Below are 20,020 nucleotides of genomic sequence, written 5' to 3'. Positions count from 1 at the left end.
GTATTAGGGTTACCATGGCTCAAATTATTGCGATTGCAAACCAAAAAGGTGGTGTTGGTAAAACAACGACTGCAGTAAATCTTGCAGCATCACTTGCTGTATTGAAAAAACGTGTATTACTTGTTGATATAGATTCACAAGGTAATGCTACGATGGGGTCTGGTATTCAAAAGAATGATCTACTTTACTCAATCACTGATGTGTTATTGGGTGAAGTGCCAATTGAAACTGCAATTCAAAAGGCAGAGGTTGGATATAAAGTTTTGGGTTCAAACCGTGAGCTTTCAGGTGTTGAACTGGCAATTACCGAACAAGAAGGTCGTGAGTTCATTTTAAAGAATGCTCTGAACGAAATTAGAAATTCTTTTGACTACATTATTGTTGACTGTGCCCCTAGCTTAAGTTTAATTACGGTAAATGCCTTGGCTGCCGTAGATAGTGTAATCATTCCTATGCAATGTGAGTACTATGCATTGGAAGGTTTGGCTGATTTAACCCAAACAATCGATCGTATTCAAAAAGCATTAAATCCTGATTTAGAAATTATCGGTGTTTTACGTACGATGTACGACGCACGTAATGCCTTAACTCGCGATGTATCAGATGAGTTGGAACAGTATTTTGGTAAGAAGCTCTATGACACTGTGATTCCACGTAATGTTCGTTTGGCTGAAGCGCCAGCGCATGGTTTGCCAGTGATTTATTTTGAAAAGAGTTCAAAGGGTGCAGTTGCATACTTAAATCTTGCAGCTGAGATGTTAAAGAAAAGTAAGGTAAAGAAAGGAAGTAAAGTATGAGCATCAAAAAACGCGGATTGGCGAAAGGGCGTGGTTTAGATGCATTACTTGGTTCAATTCAAAAAGAAAAATTACAATTAGAAGCTCAAGCACTTGATCATGGTCAGTTAAAGCAAATTGATGTGAATTTGTTGAAGCGAGGTGAATATCAGCCACGTCGTTTTATTCATGAGCATGAATTACAAGAATTGGCATCCTCTATTGAAAAACATGGGGTAATGCAACCAATTGTTATCCGTCCTGTAGATGATGAAGCTCATCCTTACGAAATTATTGCAGGTGAGCGTCGTTGGCGTGCAGCACAAATTGCCGGTTTAACTGAAATTCCAGCAATTGTTCGTGATTTAAATGATCAGGTCGCAATAGCTTTAGCACTTATTGAGAATATTCAGCGTCAAGATTTAAATCCAATTGATCAAGCCTTGGCATTACAACGTTTTCATGATGAATTTGGTTTAAGTCATCAGGAAATTGCCGATACTGTAGGTAAGGCGAGAACAACGGTCAGTAACTTGTTGCGTCTATTAAGTTTGGCTGATGACATTAAAGAATTTATGCAACAAGGCCAGCTTGATATGGGCCATGCTCGTGCCATCTTGACTTTAAAAGGTAAAGAGCAACTTGAAGTAGCTAAAATTGTCATTGAAAAGGGATTATCCGTTCGTCAGACTGAGCAATTAGTACGTGATTGGAACGAACCTAAACAGGAAAAGGAAAAAACTCCTGTTGCACCAGACATTGAGCAATTAACTCAGAAATTATCGGAACGTTTTGGTGCTAATGTTAAAATTGATCATAACCAGAAAGGTAAAGGGAAACTTGTTATTCATTATCATTCACTCGATGAGTTAGATGGTATTTTGAATATTTGTTTGCCAGATTAATTCTAAGTTAGGTCATATATTTCTAATTTATATTCTTGGGGAAGAAAATATGTGGGAACTTGTGAAAGCGGGCGGCTGGTTAATGCTGCCTTTAATTTTGTGTTCAATTTTAACGGTCGCTATTAGTATTGAACGTTTTATACGTTTGAGACGTTCACAAGTTTTGCCTAAAGCACTGATGAGTGATGGTAGTGCAGATATTTCTCATATCATCACAAATTTGGAGCAAGATACTGATGCCTCAAGTACAGCATTAGGAAATATTCTAAAAGCTGGTTTTGAGCATCAGGAGCATGGAGAGCAATTTGCTCGGGCTCAAATGGAAGCAATGGCTTCTCAAGAAATTTCTTATTTAGAAAAAAATATTAACTTCTTGGGAACTTTAAGTGCTATAGCACCTTTGCTTGGATTACTTGGAACAGTTGTAGGGATTATTGAGTCTTTTCTCGTGATTGATTTTGGTTCGGCAGGTAGTCCAAGCTTAATGATTCCTGGTATTTCAAAGGCCTTGATCACGACAGCGGTTGGAATGCTCATTGCAATTCCTGCACTTATTTCTTATCGTTATTTTCAGAGAGTGGTACAAAATTACATTGCGGAGTTAGAGCAACAATCTACACTCTTTCATGCATCATTGTTTTATAAACGTTCTTCTGTTGTGCAAGAACATCGCCGTGTTGGTTGATGGGTAGGTAGCAATATGAAGTTTAAACGTTCTCAAGTTGAAGACATTCATATCAATCTAACGCCCATGATTGATTGTTTATTGTTCATTCTGGTGTTTTTATTGTTATCTACCACTTTTAATCAGCCAAGTCGCATCAATCTAACTTTACCAGATGCACCAGGCGTCCCACCAAAACAGTACGATCATAAAATTGAAGTCGTGGTAGACTCTAGCGGTCATTACGCTGTCAATGGTCAAGCATTGTCTACCAAGGACGTCGCTGATTTGAGCACTGCAATTAAGCAAATTGCTCAAGAGCGCCGTGATTTTATGTTTATCATCGCTGCAGATGCAAAAGCGTCTCATCAGGATGTTATTCGTGTTATGGATGTAGCAGGACAACTCGGTTTTGTTAACATCAATATTAGTACCAAAGTTCCTTCTAGAGGTTTTTCTGAGTGAATCAAGATTTTAAGGTTTATTTGCGTCTCATATCCTATTTAAAACCTTATTGGGGCGTGGCCTTATTAGTTCTTATCGGATTCGGTATGAACTCAGCAACAGAGGTTTCTGTTGCTAAGCTCATTAAATTTATTATTGATGCCATTCAAAATGCGAGTAGAGCGGATCTGGATTGGTTCCCTTTATTAATCATTTTATTAGTATTTTTCCGTGGCTTAGGCCTATTTATGGGCGGCTACTATACTGCTGTTATCTCCCGTAGTTTAGTTTTTAGTATTCGCCAAGAAGTTTATGCAAAGCTTTTAAGACTGCCGGCTCAATATTATCTCGATAACTCTTCGGGACATATTACAGCTAAAATTATGTATAACGTTGAGCAACTCACAGCTGCTTCATCTGAATCATTAAAAACCATTGTTCGTGATGGTATGATTACATTGGGGCTGCTAGGTTATTTGTTTTATACAAATTGGCGTCTGACCCTTTGTATTATGGTGTTCTTACCTATTATTGGGGTTTTGGTGCGCAAAGCATCAAAAAGAATGCGTAAACTTTCACTGCAAGTTCAGGACACTATGGGCGATGTTAACCATGTCGTACAAGAAAGTATTAGTGGTAATGCAGTTGTTAAAAGTTTCGCTGGTGAAGACTCAGAACAAGAGCGTTTTTATAAGTCGTCTGAAGAGAACTTAAAACGCGGTTTAAAAATGGTGATTGTACAAAACCTAAATAGTCCTGTTGTTCAAGTTGTAATGGCTTGTGCAATGGCTCTTATTGTATGGTTAGCCTTAAGACCACAAATTTTAGGAAATACCAGTGCTGGTGAGTTTGTTGCGTATATTACAGCAGCAGGACTTCTTTCTAAACCTGTTAAAAACTTAACTGATATTAATGAAAAGTTGCAGCGTGGTTTAGCGGCAGCACATTCAGTTTTCGAATTATTAGATTTACCTGAAGAAGAAAATACCGGTCAACTTAAACCTCAATTGCAAGGTGCAATTCGTTTTGACCATGTCGTGCTTAACTATGCTGATGGTACTCAGGCGATTAAAGACTTTTCTTTAAATATTCGCCCAGGTGAGACAGTTGCATTGGTAGGGCGCTCGGGTGCTGGTAAAACTTCATTAGTGAATATGTTGGTACGTTTTCAAGAAGTCTCAAGTGGTCAAATTTATTTAGATGACTTACCAATACGTGATATAGAACTTTCAAGTTTGCGCACACAAATTGCAATGGTTAATCAGCAAGTTGTTTTGTTTAACCGGACTGTACGTGAAAACATCGCTTATGGTCAGTTACATAATGCAAGTGATGAAGAGGTTATCGCAGCCGCAAAAGCTGCTTACGCCCATGACTTTATTATGAACTTACCAAATGGTTACGATACTGTTTTAGGTGCACAAGGTCTAAACTTATCTGGTGGTCAACGTCAACGTATAGCAATTGCTCGTGCAATTTTGAAAAATGCACCAATTCTTATTTTAGATGAAGCGACAAGTGCGCTTGATAATGAATCTGAACATTTTATTCAGCAAGCATTTGATGAGGCGATGCAAGACCGTACAACGATTGTGATTGCTCATCGTTTATCTACAATTGAAAATGCAGATCGTATTGTTGTATTAGATCGTGGACAAATTGTTGAGCAAGGCACCCATCAAGAATTACTTGCTAAGCATGGTGCTTATTATCAATTACATCAGCGTAATTTTGAGGACAACTAAGCATGTCTTTGGCCCAGCTGATACAAAATGCATGGAATAAGCAATCAAGTTGGTTGATTGTTTTGCGTCCGTTGTCATGTTTGTATCGTGCTGGGTTTTTATTGAATCGTTATTTTTATAATTCAGGTTTAAAAAAAACCTATAGTGCACCTCTACCAGTCATGGTAATTGGCAATATTACAGTAGGTGGTAGTGGCAAAACTCCATTATTAATAGAACTAGTCAATTACTTAAAACAGCATAATGTAAAAGTAGGCGTAATTAGTCGCGGTTATGGTGGAGCTGGTCCTTTTCCTATGTTGGTAACATCGGCCAGTCAGGCAGCTGAAGCAGGAGATGAGCCTGCTTTGATTGTACAGTCAACTGGTGTGCCTATGGCAGTAGGACCGAATAGACAAGCTGCAATCGAGTTATTATTAGCATCCACAAAACTAGATTTAATTATTAGTGATGATGGATTACAACACTGGGCTTTAGGTCGTCAAATAGAATGGATTGTGCTTGATCAAAATCGTGGACTTGGAAATAGAAAGTTATTACCAGAAGGCTATTTGCGTGAACCTGCTGAACGTTTAAAAACGGGTACAGTAATCGAACATACATTTGCCCCTTCAACAGCAATACATATGCATCTAGAAGCGGGGCATCCTTACTTATTGAACTCTTCTTCAGCAGTTGAATTATCATTCAATACACAAAATAATTACCATGCAGTAGTGGGTATTGGTTTTCCTCAGCGCTTTTACCAAACACTTAAAGGTTTAGGTGTAAATCAATTTCAAGGGCATGCTTTTCGTGATCATCATGATTACGTTATTGATGACCTTGTATTTAATGATGATCAGCCTATCATTACGACTGAAAAAGATGCGGTTAAGTTGTTACCTTTACTTGAAAAGTATCCAGAATTTAAACGGCCTATTTGGGTCGTACCTGTTAAAGCAGTTTTGTCTGCAGAGTGCTATCAGGTTTTAAATCAGCAATTGCAAAAGCTTGATATTCAAATATCTTAGGAAGAAAAAATGAAACACATCGTTATTCCAGCACGCTTCTCAAGTTCGCGTTTGCCAGGTAAGCCATTGTTACTTATTCATGATCGTCCTATGATTTTGCGTGTCGTAGATCAGGCAAAGAAAGTTGAAGGCTTCGATGATTTATGTGTAGCAACTGACGACGAGCGTATTGCTGAAATATGCCGTGCAGAGGGTGTTGATGTGGTTTTAACAAGTGCTGACCATCCATCGGGGACAGATCGTTTAAGCGAAGTTGCTCGTATTAAAGGATGGAATGCTGATGACATTATTGTAAATGTACAAGGTGACGAGCCTTTACTACCAGCTCAACTTGTTCAACAGGTTGCCAAGCTTCTGGTTGATAAACCAAATTGCTCAATGTCTACATTATGTGAGCCTATTCATGCATTGGATGAATTTCAGCGTGATAGCATTGTGAAAGTGGTTATGTCTAATCAAAATGAAGCTTTATATTTTAGTCGTGCAACTATTCCTTATGATCGAGATGGTGCTAAACAAGCTGAACCAACTTTACATACCCAAGCATTTCGTCATTTAGGTTTATATGCTTATCGTGTGAACTTGTTACAAGAATATGTTACATGGGACATGGGTAAACTTGAAAAGTTGGAAAGTCTTGAGCAATTACGTGTTTTAGAAAACGGGCACCGTATTGCTATTGCTGTAGCAGAAGCAAATTTACCGCCGGGTGTTGATACCCAAGCCGATCTTGACCGTCTAAATAATTTGCCTGTTGAGTCTTTTGAGTAAGTACTAATTTAATGAATCAGAATGTAGCTTCTAAGGTTTATCCGTGGCAACAGACAATGTGGGAAACGTTAACAACACGTTTTCCCAATATTGGGCATGGCTTATTATTTTATGGTAAACAAGGTTGTGGTAAGCATGCTTTTGCCAAGCATTTTTTAGCATGGGTCCTTTGTTTAAATAAACAGCCTCAGGGGGCTTGTGGTGAGTGTAGTAGCTGTCAATGGTTAAAATCAGACACGCACCCGAACTATGTTCATATCACGACTGATGAAGAAAATAAAAAACAGAATGCAAAAATTAAAATAGAAAAAATTCGAGATCTATTGCCATTTGTGCAGCAAACTGGTGAAGGATGGCGTGTTATTGTTATTGAACCAGCTGAAGCTTTAAATCTTGCTTCATCAAATGCACTGTTAAAAACTTTAGAAGAACCCGGTGAGCGTGTTGTTTTAATTTTGTTGGCTGATCACTATTTGAAATTGCCAGCTACCATTCGAAGTCGCTTACAGCATTTTGCTTTAGACCGTATTTCATATGAGCAGGCAACATCTTATCTAAATGAGCATTTGGCTGAAATTGCGTCAGTGCCAACTGAATTATTGTTAGGTCTTTCTAATGATATGCCTTTGCAAGCAGTCGAAATTGCAACTAGTGATTGGTTTGCAAAAAGACAAACATTTTTAGAAGACTGGACTAAGGTAGTTAATCAAAAAAACATGCCTTTATTTTATTCGGCTAAATGGCAAAAAGAGCTTAACTTTAGTGATTTTATGATGCTTCTTGAATACTTGTTAGGAGATTTAATTTGTGTCAAGCTCAATCAACCACAGAAAAATATAGATTTACAGTACGATCAATTGGCGCAAAACTATAATTTAGAGAGCTTATTCAGTCTTTATGAGGAATTGCAGCAATCTAAAAGATTAGTTGAACAAAATGTACAAACACAACTCATCATAGATCAACTTTTTATAAAATTAATGAACGTTTAAGGGGAAATTATAATGCAACCACAAATGGGTGGAATTATTCAGGTCAATATTCCTGATAGAGCAACCTTACAAGCAAGCTATATGGGGTACGTACAAGGTGGGGGCTTATTTGTGCCATCGAAGCAAAAGGTGAAGATGGGGCAAGAAATTTTTATTTTAGCTACGTTACCAGAACAATCACAAAAAATCCCTTTAACTGGTAAAGTAGTGTGGATTTCACATAAGCAAAGTGGTTTTAAGCCTCAAGGCTTCGCAATCCAATTAAGTGGTGATAAAGGCATTTACTATAAAGCTGAGGCTGAACGGATTTTAGCTGGTAGTATGTCTTTAGATCGTCCAAGTTATACTATGTAAGCAGATAGGAAAGAACAGTGTTTGTTGATACCCATTGTCATTTAACAATGTTAGATTTAACACCTTATAATGGTGATTTAGATCTTGCCCTTGCTGCTGCACGAGCAGAAGGTGTCTCTAAGTTTATGGCAATTTCAGTTGACCTTGATGATCATATTGCTTTAGCTGAAATCGCAAAGCGTCATGAAGACGTTGGGTATACCGTTGGTGTGCATCCTTGTGAGGATGTAGATATCATGGCCCGAGCAACGACTGAGTATCTGACTGAGTTAGCTCAATCAGAAAAAGTGTGGGCTTTAGGTGAGACAGGCCTAGATTATTACCATAGCACTGATTTTATTAATGAGCAAAAGGCTTGTTTTGCTCGACATATTCAAGCTTCTAAAAATGTAAGAAAGCCAGTAGTTGTTCATACGCGTTCAGCAAAACATGATACGGTAGATATTATTCGGGCTGAACAATCTACGCATGGTATTTTGCACTGTTTTACTGAAGACTGGGAAACAGCAAAAGCTGTATTAGATTGCGGGTACTATATTTCTTTTTCAGGTATTGTTTCATTTAAAAATGCTCAAGATTTACGAGATGTTGCCAAGCAAGTGCCTTTAGATCGACTTTTAATTGAAACAGATAGTCCTTATTTGGCTCCAGTGCCATATCGTGGTAAAACAAATGAACCAAAATACGTACCCTATGTAGCGAAAGCACTTAGTGAGGTATATGATAAATCGGTTGAGGAAATTGCAAGAATCACCTCGCAAAATTTCGAAAATTTACTCAAAGCGATTTAACTTATAGAAACTATACAAAGAGAGTAATTGCGTGAAGATGGACCGTCAAGCTCAGTTCCGAGCAAGAGAAGCGTTAATATTTCAAGTTGCGGAACAGTTGTTGTTAGAAAATGGCGAAGCCGGAATGACACTTGATGTGCTGGCTGCTGAGCTTGATTTGGCAAAAGGCACTTTGTACAAACATTTTCAAAGCAAAGATGAATTGTACATGTTGTTGATTATTCGTAATGAGCGCATGTTACTCGAAATGGTCCAAGACACTGAGAAAGCTTTTCCAGAGCATTTAGCTTTCTTTATGTTGCATCATTTGCACCACCCGGAACGAACAGTTTTGTTCCATCAAATTGAAGAAAAGCTTTCGATTACAGCACAAGGTGTGCATCATCTTTTTAATGAACTGTATCAAGTAAGAAAACAGCGCTTACGTATTATTATTCGTATGACTGATCATTATTTAGAATCAATCCAGAGTCATATGACTACGCGAGATTACTTGGCTTCAATTTGGTCCCTTACTCATGGAGCTGCGGCAATTCTGAATTCAAGTTTTTACCAACGTTATTTGGGTTCAAGAGACACTTTGAGAGTAGCTTATATTGATCAGGCGTTGGCCTTACCGAAACAAGCAGTTGAACAATACGCTTAATAGGTCAATATGAAATTGAAATCATTTCAATCACAAAAAGGCTTTACCCTCATAGAGGTGATGGTAGTCATTGTGATTATGACAATTATGACTTCACTTGTTGTATTGAATATCGATGGTATAGACCAAAAAAAGGCAATGCAGGCAAGAGAGTTATTTTTACTCGATTTACAGAAAATTAATAAAGAATCACTAGACCAATCACGTGTATTAGCTTTAGAAACTCATGGTGAGACAGATGTCTCACCATTTTCTTATGAATTATACGAATATCACGATCAAAGCACTTTACAAGTACAAGACTTAAAAAATCGCTGGCAGAAATATACTGAATTTAAAACACGACAACTTCCTGCGCATGTGTCTTTTTCAGTACAGCCTTTAGATGGCGAGAATTATTCTAAAGCTAAAAATACCGATTTGGTTGGTGGACAAACACCTCAGCTTATCTGGTTTGGCAATGGAGAAGCCAAGACCGTTAAAATACAATTTTATCTAGAGCAAAAACCGATTGGTTCAGAAATACAAATAGATCACTTGGGTAAAATAAATGAAATCTAAAGGCTTTACCCTCTTAGAAGTTATGGTTGCTTTGGCAATCTTTGCAGTAGCAGCTGTTGCTTTAACTAAAGTGGCAATGCAGTACACTCAGTCTACTTCTAATGCCATTTTAAGAACTAAAGCTCAATTTGTAGCTATGAATGAAATTGCTATGATGGAAATTAATCAAGAGTGGTTGCAGGGCACTCAAAGTAAACAAGTAACTTCTCAAGGTGAGACTTGGCAGATTGATAAATCAGCTGAATCAACTGTTAGCCCTAATGTTCAAAAAATTAATGTACAAGTTAGCTTATATGATCCGGATAAGGGAAAAGTACAAAACGGTATTACTCATATGGTCTTTTTTAATTATCCAGTGAAAGCAAAATAATGATAAAAAATAAGAATTTTCGAATTCAAAGCATTGCTTCTCATCTTAGAGCTCAGTCGGGTGTTATTCCGACTGACTACTCTGGGCATAGCTCTTCGTCTTACGCTCAGACAAAGCTTCGCTTTAGAGAGCCTCACACTCGAAACATGGTTTCTCGTCTTGCGGCGCGATCAGGTGGTGTGTCGACTGGCTATTCAGAGCATAGCTCTTCATCTTGCGCTTGGACAAAGCTTCGCTTTGTTAATCCTCGCTCAGGATTTACGTTGGTTGAATTGTTAGTTGCGATTGCTATCTTTGCGGTCTTATCTTTATTGGGGTGGAAAATTTTCGATTACTTGCTTAAAGTTCGTGACCGTAATGCTGAACATGAAGTGCATTTGTTTGAGTTACAAGATGCTTATCAACAAATTCTTCGTGATAGTCTGCAAATTATTCCTTTATCTGCAAATCAAGGTGGTCAACTTCATCCAGCTTTAGAAATTGATAATCAAATTCTGCGTTTTAGCAAAGCAGGCGTAACGGATCCTTTAAAACTAGGTTTATCACCGTTTGAACGAATTGAATATCGTTATGATGCAGACCAAAAAAAATTATATCGTCTTAAATATACAAATTTGAATACTTCGAATAATGAGCAACCTTTATCGAGTACCTTGCTAAGTCAGGTTGACCAATATCAGATTATGGTTTTGACTCCGCAAGAGATAACAAAGTGGCCTGAGGTTAATATTGATCCAACAAAGCCTAACGAATTGAAAAAATTACCGAAAGGAATAAAAATTCAACTTACTGTAGCAGGAGTAAGTTATGAATGGATCTATAGCTTAAATCAAAGTAATTTATCGCTTTCCCCACAAGGTGGCTCATAATGTTTAAAAATTATAAGCACCAACAGGGTGTCGCTTTATTGACAATACTTATTATGGTTGCCTTGGCTACAATTTTAGCTGCTTCTATCGCCAAACATCAAAATAATACTATGGAAAATACAGCTTATTTAATGCGTCAAAATCAATCTTTGCTCTATGCAAAAAGTGCAGAAGCTTTTTTTTCAGAGTTATTAATTCAAGATGCAAATAATGCGGGTGGAGTAGATCATTTAAAAGAGACATGGGCACAACCTATGCCACCGTTCCCGGTAGAAGATGGTTCTGTCTCAGGGCGTTTGCTTGATGAGTCTGGGAAATTTAACTTAAATAATTTGACCAATGGGGAAGGTATGGTAAATGAAGATGCTAAAAGTTGGTTTGAACGTTTGCTTGTACGAGTAGGTTTACCTGCTGAGCTAAGTCAAGCTGTGATTGATTGGCAAGACCCAAATGATGAGCCAGCTGGACCAATGGGAGCAGAAAGTAGTTATTATCAAGGCTTAGATCCTAGCTATATGGCTGCGAATACTAAATTTCACCGTATTGAAGAGTTAAAACTAGTTAGAGGCTTTGATGGGAAAAAATATGATTTGATCGCCCCATATATTTCTGCTTTACCAGAAAATACGAAATTAAACATCAATACTGCTTCACCATTGGTTTTAGCAAGTATTGATGAAAAACTAGATGTTGGGGCGATCGAAAAAGAATTACAGGCGCGACAGCAAAATTTAAAGTTCTTCCAAAATGTTGATGAATTGTGGCAATTGAGTGCTTTTTCAGCGGTTGATAGTCAAAAGAAAAAGCAGGCAAGTGGTCTTATTGATGTTAAATCTAACTTCTTTCAAGCTCAAATTGAAGTTGTTCTAAACAATAGAAAGCGCCAATTTACTAGCGCCTTAATGCGAAAAGATAAGCAAGTATATGTCTACTCAAGGAGTTTGGCTCCATTTAACTAAATAAATTTATTGATATTTTTCCTAACTCTGTAATACTTGAAGCTTATTAATAAAAGGGATGAGGTCATATTTCTGTATAGACAATATTTAAAGTAAAAATCAATATCTTCAAAATTCCTTCACATCTCTTATCATACTTTTTGCTAATTGTTTCTATTTGAAAAGTGGTGCGAAGTTTTTATCTTTTGCTTTATAATAATGTTCTTAGAAGGAATGATCGATTTGGCACATGTTAATTCGTAAGTTATTTAAGTTTGAAAATGCACATGTAGTACGTAACTGTACATCAGATCGTTGTAAGCGATCGATTCATGGGCACAGTTATAAAGTCGAGTTATTACTTAAAGCTTCGAAATTAGATCATGGACAAATGGTATATGATTTTGGACTATTAAAAGGTGTGATTAAGGACCTTTTTGATAGTTTTGATCATGCGATTTGTTTCTGGGAAAAAGATGATCCACAATATATCGATGCTTGTAAAACTTTTAGTGCACGTTGGATTTCTTTACCAGTGTCTCCATCTGCCGAGCAATTTTCTCGTATTTTCTTCTATCTAGCTCAGCAAGTATTAAAATCAACCATTACCCAAAATGGGGAAGGTGATGTTGAAGTTTATTCAGTGATTGTTCATGAAACTGATACAGGGTATGCCCAAAGTTTTCTTGAAGATATTCAAAATGAACAAATGGGACTACTAAACCTTGAAGGTATTGTTTTCTCAGAACAAGTTCAATCTGAATGGACTGATCCACAAATGTATGAAAATTTAAAACAAGGGATTAAGTTTCAGAATCCATATGTTAACTTACAAGTAGAAGTGTAAGTTAACGTCCTTTTGTTTGTAGAAATGAAAATTGATCTAGGATGACATTAATGCAATTAACTGAGCAACAGCAAGACAAACTCAGTAAAGTTCAATTAGAAGAAAGCTGGAAAAGATCATTAACTCCATTTTTGCTGAGTCCTTACATGGATAGTTTGCGAGACTTCCTGTTTCAACAGAAGCAGGCTCAAAAAACAATATATCCACCAAGTAAACAAATTTTTAATGCGTTAAATATTACACCTTTAGATCATGTAAAAGTCGTGATTTTAGGGCAAGATCCATATCATGGACCGAATCAGGCAAATGGCTTAAGTTTCTCTGTACAAAGAGGGGTTGCATTACCTCCATCTTTACGTAATATTTTTCATGAATTAAATACAGATTTAGGTGTACCAATTTCGCGTCATGGTGATTTAACCAAATGGGCCGAGCAAGGTGTACTTTTATTAAACAGTGTACTTACTGTAGAAGCAGGACAGCCCACATCACACCAAAAACAAGGTTGGGAAGAGTTTACTGACGCAGTAATTGATGTCTTAAATGAACAACGCGAGCACATTGTTTTTATTTTATGGGGTGCTTATGCACAACGTAAAGGGCAACGTATAAATAGAGAAAAACACTTAGTTTTAACTGCTGCACATCCATCACCACTTGCGGCTAATCGTGGTGGTTTTTTTGGTTGCAAAGTGTTTTCAAAAACAAATCAATATTTGAAACAACATGGCATTGAGCCCATAGACTGGCAATTGGACGCATGATGAACTCTCCCAATGTAAATAGCTATCATCCGGATTTGGTAGTTGAAGAAGCGAAAAATGGTTGGCGTATAGTACGTTTGAATCGCCCTAAATCATTACATGCTTTAGATGAATCAATCGTAACGGCTTTATTACGAGTATTTGAAGACTTCCGTGATGATGAGCGAGTGAAAGCAATTTGGTTGGACTCGACAACACCAAAAGCTTTTTGTGCAGGCGGAGATGTAAGCAAATTACGTCAGCTGGTCATTAATCAAGAAGTAGAAACAGCAAATAAGTTTTTCCAGCAAGAATATGCTTTGGATTTACTTTTGCATAATTATGCAAAACCAGTTGTTGTATGGGGCGAAGGTTATGTAATGGGCGGCGGTTTAGGCTTGTTTATGGCTGCACCTTTCCGCTTAGTTACACCATATTCACGTTTGGCAATGCCTGAAATTAATATTGGCTTATACCCAGATGTAGGTGCAAGCCGTTTCCTTGCTGACCGTGGGCAAATTGGTTTATTTACTGGTTTGACGGGTTCTATCATGACTGCCGCTGGTGCCTACAGCATTGGTTGGGCGACGCATATTTGCGAAGCACAACGTGATAATGTTCTGCAAAAAGTACTGAATATTAATTGGGCTCACTATCCTGCAGGTGATTTCCGTGCGATTGACGATACTTTAAATAGTTTGCACCGTCCGGTTGCAGCAGGACCATTGCAAAATTCTTTAGACGTTATCCATAGCGTTTGTCGTGGTTCAAGTTTTGAACAAGACTATCAGGCGATTGTAAGCTTACGCGATGCAAGCAGTGATTGGTTGCGTCAAGCCAGTGAAAACTTGCAAAAGGGTTCGCCAAGTACAGCAGCGATTACTTGGTTGTTATGGCAATGGGGTAAACAAGTTCATTCTTGGGACGAAGTTTTTGACTTGGAAGCGCAAATTTCTGAATGGAAAATTCGCCACCCTGACTTTGTGGAAGGTGTGCGTGCACGTTTAGTCGATAAAGATTTATCGCCAGAGTGGAAAGCATGTGAAGATCTTACATTAAGAGGTATTTTGGCCGATGACCCACCAATTACGACTATTGATAGCTGGAATGCATTACTTAGACAGTATGGTGTAGTGTCATAATAAATAATGTCTAAATTTAGTGATGAGTATTGGATGCAGCTTGCTTACGAGCAAGCTGAATTAGCAGCTGAGCAGGGGGAAATTCCTGTTGGGGCTGTAATTGTAAGCCAAAATAAGTTAATTGGAGCTGGTTTCAATGCTCCAATTGGTTTATCTGATCCTACAGCGCATGCAGAAATTCAAGCTATTCGTTCGGCTTGCGAATTATTAAAAAATTATCGTTTACCTGAAGACGCGACTTTATACGTTACGCTTGAGCCATGCACAATGTGTGTGGGAGCTTTGGTACATGCAAGAATTAAACACGTTGTATTCGGGACAGTAGAGCCTAAAGCTGGTTCACTCGTGAGTACACGTCAATTATTAGAACATGGTTATTACAACCATAAATTTACTTTTGAGCATGGATGTTTACATGAAAAATGTGCTCAACAGTTAAGTCTTTTTTTTAAGCAAAGACGTGAACAAAAGAAACAAGAGAAGCAACAAAAAACGTCCTTAAATGATTAAAAAATGTCATAGGGTTATGGCAAACTAGCGCCGTTTCATTGACATGATTTATTTAAATAAGGAACTTTCATGCGTAATGTAATTACTATACAAAAAGAATTTAATGCTCCTCTTAGTGATGTATTTAACCTGCTTTCTAAACATGCAACTTACAACAAGGCATTTGCTCCACTACAAGTTGTACGTGTGAAAGACTCGGCAGATCCTGAAAGACCCGATGGGGTTGGTTCTGTTCGTCGTATGGGGTTTGGTGCGATTAAACCGCTTAAAGAAGAAATCACTCATCTCGAAGAAAACAAGCGTATTGAATATAAATTGATTGATAATCCCTTAGTTAAGCACCATTTAGGTCGTATCGAGTTTTCTGAAATAACTCCATATATTACTTTGGTTACTTATCGTATCGAATTAACGGCAAAAGCTCCTGTTGTAAGTAAATTAATTCTTGCACAGCTAAAACTAGCGATTACACTAGGCTTTTCGAGATTAGCTAAAGCATTTGCTTCTTAGTGAGAGTTCAATGACAGTTCAAATTATTACTATTGATGGTCCGAGTGGTTCGGGTAAAGGAACATTAGCGGCAAAACTTGCTGCTTATTATCAATTTCATTTACTTGACTCTGGCGCTTTGTATCGTTTGTTAGGGTTGTCATTACATAAACATGATTTGTTAGAAAAATTAGATAGCCATTTAGATGAGTGTGTGAAATATGCTCGTCAGCTTAATATCAAGTTTGAAACTTCAGCAGAGGGAACATTGGTTTTCCTTGATGGAGAAGATGTATCACAAACCATCCGTACAGAGCGAGTTGGAGAATATGCTTCTAAAGTTGCAGCAATACCAGAGCTCAGACAAGCACTTTTTGAGCGTCAAAGAGCCTTTGCGCAAACTCCAGGTTTAGTGGCAGATGGCCGAGATATGGCAACATCAATTTTCCCTGAAGCGAATGCAAAAATTTACCTGACAGCTTCGGCAGAGTCTCGTGCTGAGCGAAGAGTAAAACAGTTGCAGGGCATGGGGCTAGATGCTAAAATAAACGACATTTTAGCTAATATACAAGCGCGTGACAAAAGAGATATGGAGCGGGAAGTAGCTCCTCTCAAGCCAGCCGCAGATGCTTATATCATTGATAGTTCGGAATTAACGATCGATCAAGTATTTAAGTTAATGGTTGATTATGTCAATAGCCGTACTATTAGCAACTAAGATTATCAGTTGACGCATAGCTTGATCAGTCTATAAAGACTATGTTGATACTTAACTAAACCGGCCTTGTCTGATCCAAGACCGCTGACTTTATCAGGTATATCATGACCGAATCTTTTGCAGCCCTCTTTGAAGAAAGTGAATTAAACCTCAACGTTGAAAAGGGTGCAGTCATCCAAGGTGTTGTTGTAAACATCGATAGCGACTGGGTTACTGTTGACACTGGCCTTAAATCAGAAGGCATTGTTGACCGTGCTGAATTTTTAAATGAACAACGTGAACTTGAAGTTCAGGTTGGTGACACTGTTGACGTAGTTGTTGAAGCTCTTGACAACGGTATGGGTCAAACAGTTTTATCACGTGAAAAAGCTAAACGTGCTGAAACTTGGACTAAACTTGAAAAAATCTTTGAAGATGGCGAAATCGTTACTGGTGTTATCTCTGGTAAAGTTAAAGGCGGTTTCACTGTTGACATCGGTCCTGTTCGTGCGTTCTTACCAGGTTCATTAGTTGACACTCGTCCTATCCGTGACACTACTCACCTTGAAGGTAAAGAGTTAGAGTTTAAAGTAATCAAACTTGATGCTAAACGTAACAACGTTGTTGTATCTCGTCGTGCTGTTATGGAAGCTGAATCTTCTGCTGACCGTGAAGCATTACTTGCTCAACTTGAAGAAGGTCAAACAGTTACAGGTACTATCAAGAACCTTACTGATTACGGTGCATTCGTTGATCTTGGCGGTATTGATGGTCTTCTTCATATCACAGATATGGCTTGGAAGCGTATCAAGCATCCTTCAGAAGTTGTTGAAGTTGGTCAAGAAGTTACTGTTAAAGTACTTAAATTTGACCGTGAACGTAACCGCGTATCTTTAGGCCTTAAACAATTAGGCGAAGATCCATGGTTAGCGATCATGAGCCGTTACCCTAAAGGTTCTATCGTTAAAGCACGTGTTACTAACTTAACTGATTACGGTTGTTTCGCTGAAATCGCTGAAGGCGTTGAAGGTTTAGTACACGTTTCTGAAATGGACCACACTAACAAAAACATCCACCCATCTAAAGTTGTTCAGATCGGTGACGAAGTTGATGTTATGGTTCTTGAAGTTGACGAAGAACGTCGTCGTATCAGCCTTGGTATCAAACAAACTCGTGCTAACCCATGGGAAGAGTTTGCTAAGTCTCATGAGAAAGGCGAAAAAGTTTCAGGCACAATCAAGTCTATCACTGACTTTGGTATCTTCATTGGTTTAAATGGCGGTATCGACGGTCTAGTTCACTTGTCTGATATTTCTTGGAACGAACAAGGCGAAGAAGCTATCCGTCGTTACAAGAAAGGTGACACTGTTGAAGCAGTTATCTTGTCTGTAGACGCTGAAGGTAACCGTATCAGCCTTGGTATCAAGCAATTGAACAGCGATCCGTTCAATGATTTCTTAGCTGCTAACGAACGTGGTGCTTTAGTTAAAGGTACTGTGACTGCAGTTGATGCTCGTGGCGCAACTGTTAAGTTAGCTGACGAAGTAGAAGCTACTCTTAAAGCTTCTGAAATCAACCGTGACCGCGTTGAAGATGCAACTAAATTCTTAGAAGTTGGTCAAGAAGTTGAAGCTAAAATCATCAACGTTGATCGTAAATCTCGCTCTATCAACTTGTCTATCAAAGCGAAAGACGAAGCTGAAGAGAAAGAAGCAGTAGCTAACTTACGTACAGCATCAGCTTCTCAAGAAAATGGTCCTAAGACTATTGGTGACTTGATCAAAGCACAAATGAAGTAATAAGTTAACAAAGTACAGTTTCATGTAACGAAATTGTACTTTTTATACAAATTACTGTAAACGGTAGCGTAGTATTCAACATACTGCGCTACCGTTTTGTATTTAAACAGGTTATTATCAAACGACTTAGAGTAGTAATAAATAACGAGGTCGTAGATGACTACTGAAGCTCTTAATAAGTCTGATTTGATTGAACGCATTGCGCTAAAAAATCCACACTTGGCTGAACCATTGGTGGAAGAAGCGGTTAAAATCATGATTGATCAAATGATCGAAGCTCTTTCGACTGACAATCGTATTGAAATCCGTGGTTTTGGTAGCTTTGCTTTACACCACCGTGAACCTAGAGTTGGTCGCAACCCAAAAACAGGTAAGTCAGTAGATGTTGCAGCGAAGGCTGTTCCACATTTTAAACCAGGTAAAGCACTCCGTGATGCAGTGAATGAATCTGGAAAATAAATAAAACTCATAAGTGGGGTGCCTATGCGTTATATTCTAATTGCATTACTCATTATTGTATTTGGCTATTCTTTAGCACTTGTTTTGCAGAACCCAACAGAACTTCCTGTTGATTTATTATTTACTCAAGTTCCTGCAATGCGTTTAGGTTTATTATTGTTGCTTACCTTGGCGCTTGGAATTGTAGTTGGACTTTTATTAGGTGTACAAGTTTTCCGAGTTTTCCAAAAAGGTTGGGAAATTAAACGCCTTAGAAAAGATATTGACCATTTGAGAAAAGAACAAATTCAAAGTGCTCAATTGGCAGCAGCAGAAGCAGCTGCAAATGTAAGACATGAAAAAACTGTAGTAGATGTTTATCCTCAAGATAAAAACTCTACTCCTTTATAATTATTCGTAATACTACTCTTTATCTGGTTATAGAGAGTAGTATTTCCTCCCTATATTTCTCCTCATTCATTAAATTTAAAATCAATATTTTTTTATTCAAAAACTTGTCTTCATAGTTTTCTTTATTAGTAGCTGACTTGTCTATTATAATAGCGCTGATTTTATATGATGGAAGAAAGTCTCTTGAGTATCATTGTTGCGTTGGATGCTAAAAGCCAATATGACGCTTTAAAAATTGTTGAACAACTTGATCCTACATTATGCCGCGTAAAAGTAGGTAAAGAGCTTTTTACTCATGAAGGCCCATCTGTTGTAAAAAAACTTCAAGAAGAAAATTTCGAAGTTTTCTTAGATTTAAAATTTCATGATATTCCTAATACAACTGCTCAAGCTGTATGTGCTGCGGCAGACTTAGGTGTGTGGATGGTGAACGTACATGCATCAGGTGGTCGAAAAATGATGGAAACCTGTGTAGAGCGTTTAAAGGCTGGTAATTATCAAACTCAGTTAATTGCTGTAACAGTTTTAACTTCAATGGGTCGTGAAGACTTAAAAGATATTGGTTTAGATATTGAACCTGTAGAGCAAGTTAAAAGATTAGCTAAACTGACTAAAGAGAGTGGTTTAGATGGTGTAGTTTGTTCTGCTCAGGAAGCTAAAATTCTCCGTGAATTAATTGGACAAGATTTCTCTTTAGTTACCCCTGGAATACGTCCAGAAGGTAGTAATGCAGATGACCAAAAACGTATTGTGACTCCAAAACAAGCAATGCTTGATGGCTCTACCCATTTAGTTATTGGTCGTCCAATTACTAAAGCAGAAGACCCAACTCAAATGTTGAAGTCAATTCTTGCTTCGATTGCTTAAAAGTTTAAAAACACAGTAATTAAAAGTGGAGCGAGTAGGCTTAGAAGTAAGCCACTCATCATGGCGTGTGGTACATAATGCGTACCACATGACTGTTTTACCATTGCTAATGTTACATCCATCGAGGTAGCACCAGCGCTTGAAATTGCTGGACGTGGAAAACGCCATCCCATGGTGTACATGAGTAAAATTGCAACTATTTCTCTAAATAGATCTGTAAGTAAGGCAATTCCACCTA

Annotated in this window: 26 protein-coding genes; 25 read left to right on the top strand and 1 reads right to left on the bottom strand. The window is 37.9% G+C overall.

Going from position 1 to position 20,020, the window contains the following annotated elements; genetic code table 11:
• Positions 1 to 14 precede the first annotated feature (14 nt).
• From J582_RS12255 to pyrF, 25 genes are all read left to right on the top strand, one after another.
• Entirely contained in the window at positions 15 to 797 is a 783-nt protein-coding gene (locus J582_RS12255) for a ParA family protein (protein ID WP_032047946.1), read from the top strand.
• A complete protein-coding gene (locus J582_RS12250; protein ID WP_032011236.1) occupies positions 794 to 1,681 on the top strand; it encodes a ParB/RepB/Spo0J family partition protein in 888 nt (295 codons plus the stop codon). Before J582_RS12255 ends, J582_RS12250 begins: the two co-directional genes overlap by 4 nt.
• Before the next feature lie 49 nt (positions 1,682 to 1,730).
• Complete coding sequence (locus tag J582_RS12245; protein ID WP_004887494.1) at positions 1,731 to 2,366, top strand: MotA/TolQ/ExbB proton channel family protein; 636 nt, start codon at positions 1,731 to 1,733, stop codon at positions 2,364 to 2,366.
• A 15-nt stretch (positions 2,367 to 2,381) separates the two neighbouring features.
• Complete coding sequence (locus tag J582_RS12240; protein ID WP_032047944.1) at positions 2,382 to 2,810, top strand: ExbD/TolR family protein; 429 nt, start codon at positions 2,382 to 2,384, stop codon at positions 2,808 to 2,810.
• Positions 2,807 to 4,534 carry a lipid A export permease/ATP-binding protein MsbA gene (gene msbA / locus J582_RS12235; protein ID WP_006580783.1) on the top strand — a complete coding sequence of 576 codons (1,728 nt, stop codon included), beginning with the start codon at positions 2,807 to 2,809 and terminating at the stop codon, positions 4,532 to 4,534. Before J582_RS12240 ends, msbA begins: the two co-directional genes overlap by 4 nt.
• A 2-nt stretch (positions 4,535 to 4,536) precedes the next feature.
• Positions 4,537 to 5,547, top strand: coding sequence for a tetraacyldisaccharide 4'-kinase (gene lpxK, locus J582_RS12230; protein WP_032047943.1), 1,011 nt, complete (start codon positions 4,537 to 4,539; stop codon positions 5,545 to 5,547).
• Positions 5,548 to 5,556: 9 nt separating this feature from the next.
• Positions 5,557 to 6,318, top strand: a complete 762-nt coding sequence (gene kdsB / locus J582_RS12225) for a 3-deoxy-manno-octulosonate cytidylyltransferase (RefSeq protein WP_004887485.1) — start codon at positions 5,557 to 5,559, stop codon at positions 6,316 to 6,318.
• Positions 6,319 to 6,329: 11 nt separating this feature from the next.
• Positions 6,330 to 7,310: a DNA polymerase III subunit delta' gene (locus J582_RS12220; RefSeq protein ID WP_032047942.1), complete on the top strand. Its 981-nt coding sequence runs from the start codon at positions 6,330 to 6,332 to the stop codon at positions 7,308 to 7,310.
• Positions 7,311 to 7,322: 12 nt separating this feature from the next.
• Entirely contained in the window at positions 7,323 to 7,664 is a 342-nt protein-coding gene (locus J582_RS12215) for a PilZ domain-containing protein (protein ID WP_001183024.1), read from the top strand.
• 17 nt (positions 7,665 to 7,681) lie between these two features.
• Positions 7,682 to 8,455, top strand: coding sequence for a TatD family hydrolase (locus J582_RS12210; RefSeq protein ID WP_004709116.1), 774 nt, complete (start codon positions 7,682 to 7,684; stop codon positions 8,453 to 8,455).
• Positions 8,456 to 8,492: 37 nt separating this feature from the next.
• Positions 8,493 to 9,101 (top strand): TetR/AcrR family transcriptional regulator, encoded by a 609-nt coding sequence (locus J582_RS12205; protein ID WP_000375838.1) that lies wholly within the window; start codon positions 8,493 to 8,495, stop codon positions 9,099 to 9,101.
• A 9-nt stretch (positions 9,102 to 9,110) separates the two neighbouring features.
• Positions 9,111 to 9,662 (top strand): type II secretion system protein, encoded by a 552-nt coding sequence (locus J582_RS12200; RefSeq protein ID WP_050049513.1) that lies wholly within the window; start codon positions 9,111 to 9,113, stop codon positions 9,660 to 9,662.
• Positions 9,652 to 10,032 (top strand): type II secretion system minor pseudopilin GspI, encoded by a 381-nt coding sequence (gspI, locus tag J582_RS12195; protein ID WP_016804844.1) that lies wholly within the window; start codon positions 9,652 to 9,654, stop codon positions 10,030 to 10,032. The genes J582_RS12200 and gspI overlap by 11 nt, the downstream gene beginning before the upstream one ends.
• A complete protein-coding gene (gene gspJ / locus J582_RS0104620; protein ID WP_032047939.1) occupies positions 10,032 to 10,901 on the top strand; it encodes a type II secretion system minor pseudopilin GspJ in 870 nt (289 codons plus the stop codon). Before gspI ends, gspJ begins: the two co-directional genes overlap by 1 nt.
• Positions 10,901 to 11,860 carry a type II secretion system minor pseudopilin GspK gene (gspK, locus tag J582_RS12190; RefSeq protein WP_004709110.1) on the top strand — a complete coding sequence of 320 codons (960 nt, stop codon included), beginning with the start codon at positions 10,901 to 10,903 and terminating at the stop codon, positions 11,858 to 11,860. Before gspJ ends, gspK begins: the two co-directional genes overlap by 1 nt.
• Positions 11,861 to 12,089: 229 nt before the next feature.
• Positions 12,090 to 12,686: a 6-pyruvoyl trahydropterin synthase family protein gene (locus J582_RS12185; protein WP_004887474.1), complete on the top strand. Its 597-nt coding sequence runs from the start codon at positions 12,090 to 12,092 to the stop codon at positions 12,684 to 12,686.
• A 50-nt stretch (positions 12,687 to 12,736) separates the two neighbouring features.
• Positions 12,737 to 13,450, top strand: coding sequence for a uracil-DNA glycosylase (gene ung, locus J582_RS12180; protein WP_002049829.1), 714 nt, complete (start codon positions 12,737 to 12,739; stop codon positions 13,448 to 13,450).
• Positions 13,447 to 14,571, top strand: a complete 1,125-nt coding sequence (locus tag J582_RS12175) for an enoyl-CoA hydratase/isomerase family protein (protein ID WP_081405531.1) — start codon at positions 13,447 to 13,449, stop codon at positions 14,569 to 14,571. The genes ung and J582_RS12175 overlap by 4 nt, the downstream gene beginning before the upstream one ends.
• Positions 14,572 to 14,577: 6 nt before the next feature.
• Complete coding sequence (gene tadA / locus J582_RS12170) at positions 14,578 to 15,081, top strand: tRNA adenosine(34) deaminase TadA (RefSeq protein WP_032047937.1); 504 nt, start codon at positions 14,578 to 14,580, stop codon at positions 15,079 to 15,081.
• Between the two features lie 69 nt (positions 15,082 to 15,150).
• Positions 15,151 to 15,591 carry an SRPBCC family protein gene (locus J582_RS12165; protein ID WP_032047936.1) on the top strand — a complete coding sequence of 147 codons (441 nt, stop codon included), beginning with the start codon at positions 15,151 to 15,153 and terminating at the stop codon, positions 15,589 to 15,591.
• Between the two features lie 10 nt (positions 15,592 to 15,601).
• Entirely contained in the window at positions 15,602 to 16,288 is a 687-nt protein-coding gene (gene cmk, locus J582_RS12160) for a (d)CMP kinase (RefSeq protein WP_002049899.1), read from the top strand.
• A 104-nt stretch (positions 16,289 to 16,392) separates the two neighbouring features.
• Positions 16,393 to 18,066, top strand: coding sequence for a 30S ribosomal protein S1 (rpsA, locus tag J582_RS12155; RefSeq protein WP_002050239.1), 1,674 nt, complete (start codon positions 16,393 to 16,395; stop codon positions 18,064 to 18,066).
• A 156-nt stretch (positions 18,067 to 18,222) separates the two neighbouring features.
• Entirely contained in the window at positions 18,223 to 18,525 is a 303-nt protein-coding gene (locus J582_RS12150; RefSeq protein WP_002050043.1) for an integration host factor subunit beta, read from the top strand.
• A 24-nt stretch (positions 18,526 to 18,549) separates the two neighbouring features.
• Positions 18,550 to 18,915: a lipopolysaccharide assembly protein LapA domain-containing protein gene (locus tag J582_RS12145; RefSeq protein WP_002049904.1), complete on the top strand. Its 366-nt coding sequence runs from the start codon at positions 18,550 to 18,552 to the stop codon at positions 18,913 to 18,915.
• A 168-nt stretch (positions 18,916 to 19,083) separates the two neighbouring features.
• Positions 19,084 to 19,782 carry an orotidine-5'-phosphate decarboxylase gene (pyrF, locus tag J582_RS12140; protein ID WP_006580789.1) on the top strand — a complete coding sequence of 233 codons (699 nt, stop codon included), beginning with the start codon at positions 19,084 to 19,086 and terminating at the stop codon, positions 19,780 to 19,782.
• On the opposite strand, the gene J582_RS12135 is transcribed toward pyrF, so the two are convergent.
• A partial coding sequence (locus J582_RS12135) for a LysO family transporter (protein WP_032047935.1) occupies positions 19,779 to 20,020 on the bottom strand: 242 nt, incomplete at its 5' end. The genes pyrF and J582_RS12135 overlap by 4 nt on opposite strands.

The organism is Acinetobacter sp. 1566109, from assembly GCF_000582255.1.
Lineage (GTDB): Bacteria > Pseudomonadota > Gammaproteobacteria > Pseudomonadales > Moraxellaceae > Acinetobacter > Acinetobacter nosocomialis.
This window is presented reverse-complemented; position numbering and strand designations above follow the sequence as displayed.

Coding starts and splice junctions, on each gene's coding strand:
- ung (WP_002049829.1), top strand. CDS start 12,737: ATGCAATTAACTGAGCAACAGCAAGACAAACTCAGTAAAGTTCAATTA.
- J582_RS12205 (WP_000375838.1), top strand. CDS start 8,493: ATGGACCGTCAAGCTCAGTTCCGAGCAAGAGAAGCGTTAATATTTCAA.
- pyrF (WP_006580789.1), top strand. CDS start 19,084: ATGGAAGAAAGTCTCTTGAGTATCATTGTTGCGTTGGATGCTAAAAGC.
- J582_RS12150 (WP_002050043.1), top strand. CDS start 18,223: ATGACTACTGAAGCTCTTAATAAGTCTGATTTGATTGAACGCATTGCG.
- rpsA (WP_002050239.1), top strand. CDS start 16,393: ATGACCGAATCTTTTGCAGCCCTCTTTGAAGAAAGTGAATTAAACCTC.
- gspK (WP_004709110.1), top strand. CDS start 10,901: ATGTTTAAAAATTATAAGCACCAACAGGGTGTCGCTTTATTGACAATA.
- J582_RS12240 (WP_032047944.1), top strand. CDS start 2,382: ATGAAGTTTAAACGTTCTCAAGTTGAAGACATTCATATCAATCTAACG.
- gspJ (WP_032047939.1), top strand. CDS start 10,032: ATGATAAAAAATAAGAATTTTCGAATTCAAAGCATTGCTTCTCATCTT.
- J582_RS12215 (WP_001183024.1), top strand. CDS start 7,323: ATGCAACCACAAATGGGTGGAATTATTCAGGTCAATATTCCTGATAGA.
- J582_RS12165 (WP_032047936.1), top strand. CDS start 15,151: ATGCGTAATGTAATTACTATACAAAAAGAATTTAATGCTCCTCTTAGT.
- tadA (WP_032047937.1), top strand. CDS start 14,578: ATGTCTAAATTTAGTGATGAGTATTGGATGCAGCTTGCTTACGAGCAA.
- lpxK (WP_032047943.1), top strand. CDS start 4,537: ATGTCTTTGGCCCAGCTGATACAAAATGCATGGAATAAGCAATCAAGT.
- J582_RS12250 (WP_032011236.1), top strand. CDS start 794: ATGAGCATCAAAAAACGCGGATTGGCGAAAGGGCGTGGTTTAGATGCA.
- J582_RS12145 (WP_002049904.1), top strand. CDS start 18,550: ATGCGTTATATTCTAATTGCATTACTCATTATTGTATTTGGCTATTCT.
- J582_RS12245 (WP_004887494.1), top strand. CDS start 1,731: ATGTGGGAACTTGTGAAAGCGGGCGGCTGGTTAATGCTGCCTTTAATT.
- J582_RS12220 (WP_032047942.1), top strand. CDS start 6,330: ATGAATCAGAATGTAGCTTCTAAGGTTTATCCGTGGCAACAGACAATG.
- cmk (WP_002049899.1), top strand. CDS start 15,602: ATGACAGTTCAAATTATTACTATTGATGGTCCGAGTGGTTCGGGTAAA.
- J582_RS12185 (WP_004887474.1), top strand. CDS start 12,090: ATGTTAATTCGTAAGTTATTTAAGTTTGAAAATGCACATGTAGTACGT.
- J582_RS12175 (WP_081405531.1), top strand. CDS start 13,447: ATGATGAACTCTCCCAATGTAAATAGCTATCATCCGGATTTGGTAGTT.
- J582_RS12200 (WP_050049513.1), top strand. CDS start 9,111: ATGAAATTGAAATCATTTCAATCACAAAAAGGCTTTACCCTCATAGAG.
- gspI (WP_016804844.1), top strand. CDS start 9,652: ATGAAATCTAAAGGCTTTACCCTCTTAGAAGTTATGGTTGCTTTGGCA.
- J582_RS12255 (WP_032047946.1), top strand. CDS start 15: ATGGCTCAAATTATTGCGATTGCAAACCAAAAAGGTGGTGTTGGTAAA.
- kdsB (WP_004887485.1), top strand. CDS start 5,557: ATGAAACACATCGTTATTCCAGCACGCTTCTCAAGTTCGCGTTTGCCA.